Source organism: Cellulomonas sp. IC4_254 (genome assembly GCF_011603975.1).
Lineage (GTDB): Bacteria > Actinomycetota > Actinomycetes > Actinomycetales > Cellulomonadaceae > Cellulomonas.
Genome location: NZ_JAANNB010000202.1, coordinates 1 through 6747, shown reverse-complemented (window position 1 = coordinate 6747; position 6747 = coordinate 1). Strand labels below are relative to the sequence as shown.

General features: G+C 72.6%; 5 protein-coding genes. 2 read left to right on the top strand and 3 right to left on the bottom strand.

Going from position 1 to position 6747, the window contains the following annotated elements:
- The first annotated feature begins 11 nt into the window (after positions 1–11).
- Positions 12–1112 carry a sugar kinase gene (locus G6556_RS16000; RefSeq protein WP_166943655.1) on the top strand — a complete coding sequence of 367 codons (1101 nt, stop codon included), beginning with the start codon at positions 12–14 and terminating at the stop codon, positions 1110–1112.
- Positions 1113–1236: 124 nt separating this feature from the next.
- Here the strand turns inward: G6556_RS16000 and glpK are convergent, their stop codons facing one another.
- The 3 genes from glpK to G6556_RS15985 form a co-directional block, all read right to left on the bottom strand.
- Positions 1237–2757, bottom strand: a complete 1521-nt coding sequence (glpK, locus tag G6556_RS15995) for a glycerol kinase GlpK (protein ID WP_166943643.1) — start codon at positions 2755–2757, stop codon at positions 1237–1239.
- Positions 2758–2942: 185 nt separating this feature from the next.
- The gene (locus G6556_RS15990) at positions 2943–3680 is read right to left on the bottom strand and encodes an MIP/aquaporin family protein (RefSeq protein ID WP_166943658.1); all 738 of its coding nucleotides are present in this window, start codon (positions 3678–3680) and stop codon (positions 2943–2945) included.
- 110 nt (positions 3681–3790) lie between these two features.
- Positions 3791–5608 carry a glycerol-3-phosphate dehydrogenase/oxidase gene (locus G6556_RS15985; protein ID WP_166943640.1) on the bottom strand — a complete coding sequence of 606 codons (1818 nt, stop codon included), beginning with the start codon at positions 5606–5608 and terminating at the stop codon, positions 3791–3793.
- Positions 5609–5786: 178 nt separating this feature from the next.
- Here G6556_RS15985 and G6556_RS15980 point away from each other — a divergent pair.
- On the top strand, positions 5787–6747 hold a 961-nt coding region (locus G6556_RS15980; RefSeq protein ID WP_166943637.1), incomplete at its 3' end, for a sugar-binding transcriptional regulator.

Below are 6747 nucleotides of genomic sequence, written 5' to 3'. Positions count from 1 at the left end.
AAGGAGCACCGATGCCCCTGTCCCTCCGGCCCGCCGACGCGTGCCGCTACGACGCCGTCTCCCTCGGCGAGGTCATGCTCCGCCTCGACCCGGGGGAGGGCCGCATCCGCACCGCCCGGCAGTTCCGCGCCTGGGAGGGCGGCGGCGAGTACAACGTCGCCCGCGGCCTGCGCCGGGCGTTCGGGCTGCGCACCGCGGTCGTGACGGCGCTCGCGGACAACGAGGTCGGCCGTCTGGTCGAGGACCTGATCCTGCAGGGCGGCGTCGACACGTCGTTCCTGCGCTGGCTGCCGTACGACGGCATCGGCCGCGAGGTCCGCAACGGCCTCAACTTCACCGAGCGCGGCTTCGGCGTGCGCGGCGCCGTCGGGGTGAGCGACCGGGGGCACACCGCCGCGTCCCGGCTGGCGCCCGGCGACGTCGACTGGGACCACCTGTTCGGCGACCTCGGCGTCCGGTGGCTGCACACCGGCGGCATCTACGCGGCGCTCTCGGGCACCGCGGCCGAGACCGTCGTCGCGGCGGTCACGGCCGCGAAGCGGCACGGCACCGTCGTGTCCTACGACCTCAACTACCGGCCGAGCCTCTGGCGCGCGACGGGCGGCCCCGCGCGGGCGCAGGAGGTCAACCGCGAGATCGCCCGGCACGTCGACGTGATGATCGGCAACGAGGAGGACTTCACCGCGGCGCTCGGCTTCGAGGTCGAGGGGGTCGACGAGCACCTGTCGGAGCTGGAGGTCGACTCGTTCGCGGCGATGATCGACCGGGTGGCCGCGGAGTTCGGGAACTTCCAGGTCATCGCGACCACGCTCCGCACCGTCCGCAGCGCCACTGTCAACGACTGGGGCGCCATCGCGTGGTCCCGCGAGGAGGGGCTGGTCCGGGCGACGCACCGGCCCGGCCTGGAGATCCTCGACCGGGTCGGGGGCGGCGACTCGTTCGCGTCGGGCCTGGTCTACGGCCTGCTCGACGGTCAGCCGCTCGCCACCGCCGTCGAGTACGGCGCCGCGCACGGGGCGCTCGCCATGACCACCCCGGGCGACACCACGATGGCGTCGAAGGCCGAGGTGCTCAAGCTCGCCGGCGGCGGGTCGGCGCGCGTCGACCGCTGACCCCCCCGGTCGCGCCCGTACGACGACGGCCCCGTCCCCCTCGCGAGGAGGGGGACGGGGCCGTCGGTCGTGACCTCACGGGGCGGCGTCGGCGCGCCGGCGCCGCCCGCGGCGTGCCGAGGCGTCAGCGCACGTCGTCGTCGACCCAGTCGAAGGTCTTCGTGACGGCCTTCTTCCACAGCCGGTACTGCCGGTCGCGCTCCGCGGACTCCAGGTTCGGGGTCCAGCGGGCGCCCTCGGCCCAGTTGTCGATGACGTCCTGCTCGCCGGACCAGTAGCCCACGGCGATGCCGGCGGCGTACGCGGCACCGAGCGCGGTGGTCTCCGCGACCTGCGGGCGGACGACCGGCACGTCGAGGATGTCGGCCTGGAACTGCATGAGCAGGTTGTTGGCGGTCATGCCGCCGTCGACCTTGAGCTCGGTGAGCGCGACGCCGGAGTCCGCGTTCATCGCGTCGAGCACCTCGCGGGTCTGGAAGGCGGTGGCCTCCAGCGCCGCGCGGGCGATGTGGTTGCGGTTGACGTACCGGGTCAGGCCGACCAGCGCGCCGCGGGCGTCGGACCGCCAGTACGGGGCGAACAGGCCGGAGAACGCGGGCACGAAGTACGCGCCGCCGTTGTCCTCGACCTTGGAGGCCAGGTACTCGATGTCCGGGGCGTCGGCGAACATGCCCAGGTTGTCGCGGAGCCACTGCACGAGGGAGCCGGTCACGGCGATGGAGCCCTCGAGGGCGTAGACCTGCGGGGCGTCGCCGATCTTGTAGGCGACGGTGGTGAGCAGGCCGTTCTTCGAGGGGACCGGCTCGGTGCCCGTGTTGAGCAGCATGAAGTTGCCGGTGCCGTACGTGTTCTTGGCGGTGCCGACCTCGAAGCACGCCTGGCCGAACGTCGCGGCCTGCTGGTCCCCGAGGATGCCGGCGATCGGCACGCCCGGGACGAGCCCGCCCTGGCGGCCCTTGCCGTAGACCTCGGAGGAGGAGCGGATCTCCGGGAGCATCGACAGCGGGATGCCCATCTCGGCCGCGATCTCCTCGTTCCAGGTGAGCGAGTCGACGTTCATCAGCATGGTGCGCGAGGCGTTGGTGACGTCGGTGACGTGGATGCCGCCGTCGACCCCGCCGGTCATGTTCCACAGCACCCAGGAGTCGGTGTTGCCGAACGCGAGCTCGCCGCGCTCCGCCTTCTCGCGGGCGCCCTCGACGTTGTCGAGGATCCAGCGGATCTTCGGGCCGGAGAAGTAGGTCGCCAGCGGCAGGCCCACGCGGTCCTTGTAGCGCTCCGCGCCGCCGCCGAGGGCCGCGAGGTCGTCGCAGATCTTCTGGGTGCGGGTGTCCTGCCAGACGATCGCGTTGTAGACCGGCTGGCCGGTGGTGCGGTCCCACACCACGGCGGTCTCGCGCTGGTTGGTGATGCCGATGGCGGCGACGTCGGAGTACGTCTTGTTGGCGCGGGACAGGGCCAGGCCCACGACCTCGCGGGTGTTGGTCCAGATCTCGTTCGGGTCGTGCTCGACCCAGCCGGCGCGCGGGAAGATCTGCTGGTGCTCGGTCTGGCCCACCGAGACGATCTGGCCGCTGTGGTTGAAGAGGATCGCCCGGGTGGACGTGGTGCCCTGGTCGATGGCCATGACGAGCTGCTCGGACATGAGACTTCCTTCGCGTCGGTCTTCCCGCCGGCGGGCGGGTGGCAGCACCGCGGGGGCGGCGCTGCCGGGAACGGTGCGACCTCGCGGTCGCGACGAGCGTGCGACGGGGGGCGTCGCGGGTGTACGAGCGGGACGCCCGCCCCCTCGCGGGGGTGTGCGCGGGCGCCCCGCTCAGGGCACGACGGTCAGGCGACCCAGCCGATGGCCAGGGCGAGGAGGCCACCGAGGATGCCGCCCACCGCGGGGCCGAGCACCGGCACCCAGGCGTACGACCAGTCGGACGAGCCCTTGCCGCGGATCGGCAGCAGCGCGTGCACGAGCCGCGGGCCGAGGTCACGGGCCGGGTTGATGGCGTAGCCGGTGGGGCCACCGAGGCTGGCGCCGATCGCGACCACGACGAGCGCGACGCCGAGCGGGCCGATCTGGGCGGGCGTGTTGCCGCTGATGACCACCCAGAACACCAGGACGAACGTGCCGACGACCTCGGTGAGGAAGTTCCAGCCGTAGGAGCGCAGCTCCGGGCCGGTCGAGAACACCGCCAGCTTGATCGCGGGGTCCGCGTCCTGGTCGAAGTGCTTCTTGTAGGTGAGGTACGCGAGGGCCGCGCCGACGGCGGCGCCGGCGAACTGCGCCGCGATGTACAGGAACCCGTTGACCGCGTTCACCTCGATGCCCGGGGCGAACTCGTCCTTGCCCGCGGCCCAGATGCCCAGCGTCACCGCGGGGTTGAGGTGTGCGCCGGACTTGAAGGCCACGTACACGCCGGTGAACACCGCGAGGCCCCACCCGAAGTTGATCAGCAGCCAGCCGCCGCCGAACCCCTTGGTCTTGGGCAGGATCACGTTGGCGACGACACCTGCACCCAGGAGGAGCAGGATGGCGGTGCCGAGGAACTCGGAGAGCATCGCTTCTCCGATCGAGATGGACTCCACGGTCGACCTCTTTCTTGACGGACGTCGTTGTCTCGCAGGGTCCCGCCCGGTCGACGACCGACCGGGCGGGGCGCGGCCGGGGGACCGCTAGGTGGTACTGATCATGTCCCTGCCGGACCGGCAGTGGCAGGGGTGTGCGGCGACGAGCCCGGCTTGGTGCCGGGGCGGACCGGGTCGCCGTCGATCGGGAGCAGCGGCGCGAGGTCCTCGGCGGCGTCGCGCGCGGCCTGCGCGGCGGCGTCGTCCTTCTGCTCGGCCGCGGCGAACTCCGCCTGGGCGCGCTGCCGGTACGCGTCGATCTCGCGGGCGCGGGTGGCGTCGTCCCAGCCGAGGCGCGGCGCGATGATGTCCGCGATCGCCTCCAGCGCGCTCACGCCCTTGTCCGCGACCTCGTAGTTGAGGCGCGTGCGGTGCATGAGCACGTCGTCCAGGTGCAGGGCGCCCTCGTGCGTGACGGCGTAGGCGATCTCGGCGCCGATGTAGGCGGCCGCGCCGGGGACCGGCTGCCCGAGCGACGGGTCCTCGTCCACCATCTCCAGCAGCTCGCCCAGCAGGGAGCCGTACCGGTGCAGCAGGTGGTCCATCCGCCCGCGGTCCCAGCCGTACCGGCTGCCGATGTCGCGGGCCTGGCGCTGCAGCACCTCGAGGCCCTCGGCGCCGACCAGCGGGATCTTGTGCGTGATCGAGGGCAGCGTGGTGGCGCGGGAGCCGATCGCGAAGTCGACGGCGTCCTTGGCCATCACGCGGTAGGTGGTGAGCTTGCCGCCGGCGATGACCGTGAGGCCGGGGGTCGGCGACGCGACGGTGTGCTCGCGGGACACCTTGGCGGACGAGGTGCCCTCCTTGGTGCCCGGCTGCAGCAGCGGGCGCAGGCCGGCCCAGGTGCCGATGACGTCCTCGCGCGTGATCGGCCGGGACAGCACCGCGTTCGCGTGGTCGATGACGTAGTCGATGTCCTCGCTGGTGGCGACGGGGTGCACCAGGTCCTGCTCGTACGGGGTGTCCGTGGTCCCGATGACCCAGTAGCGGGACCACGGGATGACGAACAGCACCGACTTCTCGGTCTGCAGGATCAGGCCGACGTTGCCGGCGATGCGGTCGCGCGGGACGACGATGTGGATGCCCTTGGAGGCGAGGACCCGCAGGCCGCCCTCGGTGCCCGCGAGCGACTCGGTCTGCTCGGTCCACACGCCGGTGGCGTTGATGACGTGCCGGGCGCGGACGGTGAACCGCTCGCCGGTCTCGAGGTCGACCAGCTCGGCGCCGGTGACCGCGCCGCCGGAGGTGGTGGTGAGGCCGACGACCTGGGTGCGGGACGCCGCGTGCGCGCCGTAGGACGCGGCGGTGCGGATCAGCGTCGACACCAGGCGGGCGTCGTCGACGTTCGCGTCCCAGTACTGGATCGCGCCGACCGCGGCGTCGTGGCGCAGGTCGGGGAACTTGCGCTCCAGGCCCTTGCGGGTGACGTGCTGGTGCAGCGGCATGGCGCGCTTGCGGCCGTTCACGCTGGCCAGCGTGTCGTAGAGGGCGATGCCGGCGCCGACGTACGCGCGCTCCCAGACCCGGTTCTCCAGCGGGTAGAGGAACGGCACCGGCTTGACCAGGTGCGGGGCCAGGTCGCTGATGAGCAGGTCGCGCTCGGTCAGGGCCTCGCGCACCAGGTGGAAGTCGAGCATCTGCAGGTACCGCAGGCCGCCGTGCACGAGCTTGCTCGACCGGCTCGACGTGCCGGACGCCCAGTCCTGGGCGTCGATGACGGCGGTCGACAGGCCGCGGGTGACCGCGTCCAGCGCGATGCCGGCGCCGGTGACGCCGCCGCCGATGACGAGGACGTCGAGCTCCGGCCCGCCCTCCGTGGTCGCTCGCAGGGCTGCCAGCGCGTCGTCACGCAGGCGAGGGGTCAGTGCTGCGGTCCTCATGTCAGCTCCATCGCGGTCTTGCTCTCCCGGCGTCGGCCCCTGGTCGCGGGCGCTCGTGGCCCCGCAGACTGGGACCTCGGTCCTGTCTGTTCGCTATCGTCGTCACGTCGCGAACAGACGCGCAACCGCAGTGCACGAATGTGCAGGACCGAGGTCCCGGACGAGGAGGTCGCGGACGATGACCGACCGTGAGCAGGACGTGCTGCGCGCCGCGTCCATGTACTACCTGCAGGACGTCAAGATGGACGTGATCGCGCGGCACCTGCACACCTCCCGGTCGACGGTGTCCCGGCTCCTGAAGCGGGCCCGCGAGACGGGGCTGGTCGAGATCACGCTCCGGCCGTCCAGCACCCGCGCCCCCAGCCTGGGGCGGTCGATCTCCGCCGCGTTCGGCATCGACACCTACGTGGTGCCGGTCCCCGACTCCGGGGAACCCGCCGACACCCTCGACCAGGTGGCCCGCGCGACCGCCCGCCTCCTCGCGTCCTGGTTCGACTCCGACATGATCCTCGGCGTCGCCTGGGGCACCACGCTGGCGGCGGTGTCGCGGCGGCTGCAGCCCAAGGCCACGCACGGCAGCGTCGTCGTGCAGCTCAACGGCGCGGCCAACACCCGCACCTCCGGCATCGAGTACGCGAGCGACCTCATCGCGTCGTTCGGGAGCGCGTTCGGGGCCACCGTGCACCACTTCCCGGTCCCGGCGTTCTTCGACTACCCCGAGACCAAGCAGGCGATGTGGCGCGAGCGGTCGGTGCGCCGGGTGCTCGACGAGCAGGCCCGGGCCGACATCGCGCTGTTCTCGGTCGGGTCGGTGACGGGCTCGGTGCCCAGCCACGTCTACTCCGCCGGGTACCTGGACGACGACGACGTGGAGCTGCTGCACGAGCAGTCGGTCGTCGGCGACGTGTGCACCGTGTTCCTGCGCGCCGACGGGTCCTGGCAGGACGTGCCGCTGAACGCGCGCGCGACCGGCCCGTCCCCCGAGCAGCTCCGGCGGATCCCGCGGCGGCTCTGCGCGGTGGCGGGCGACAACAAGGCGGTGCCGCTGCTCGCCGCGCTCCGGGCGGGCACGATGACCGACCTGGTGGTCGACGAGCGGACGGCGGCGCGGCTGCTCGAGCTCGCCCGCACCGGGGTGG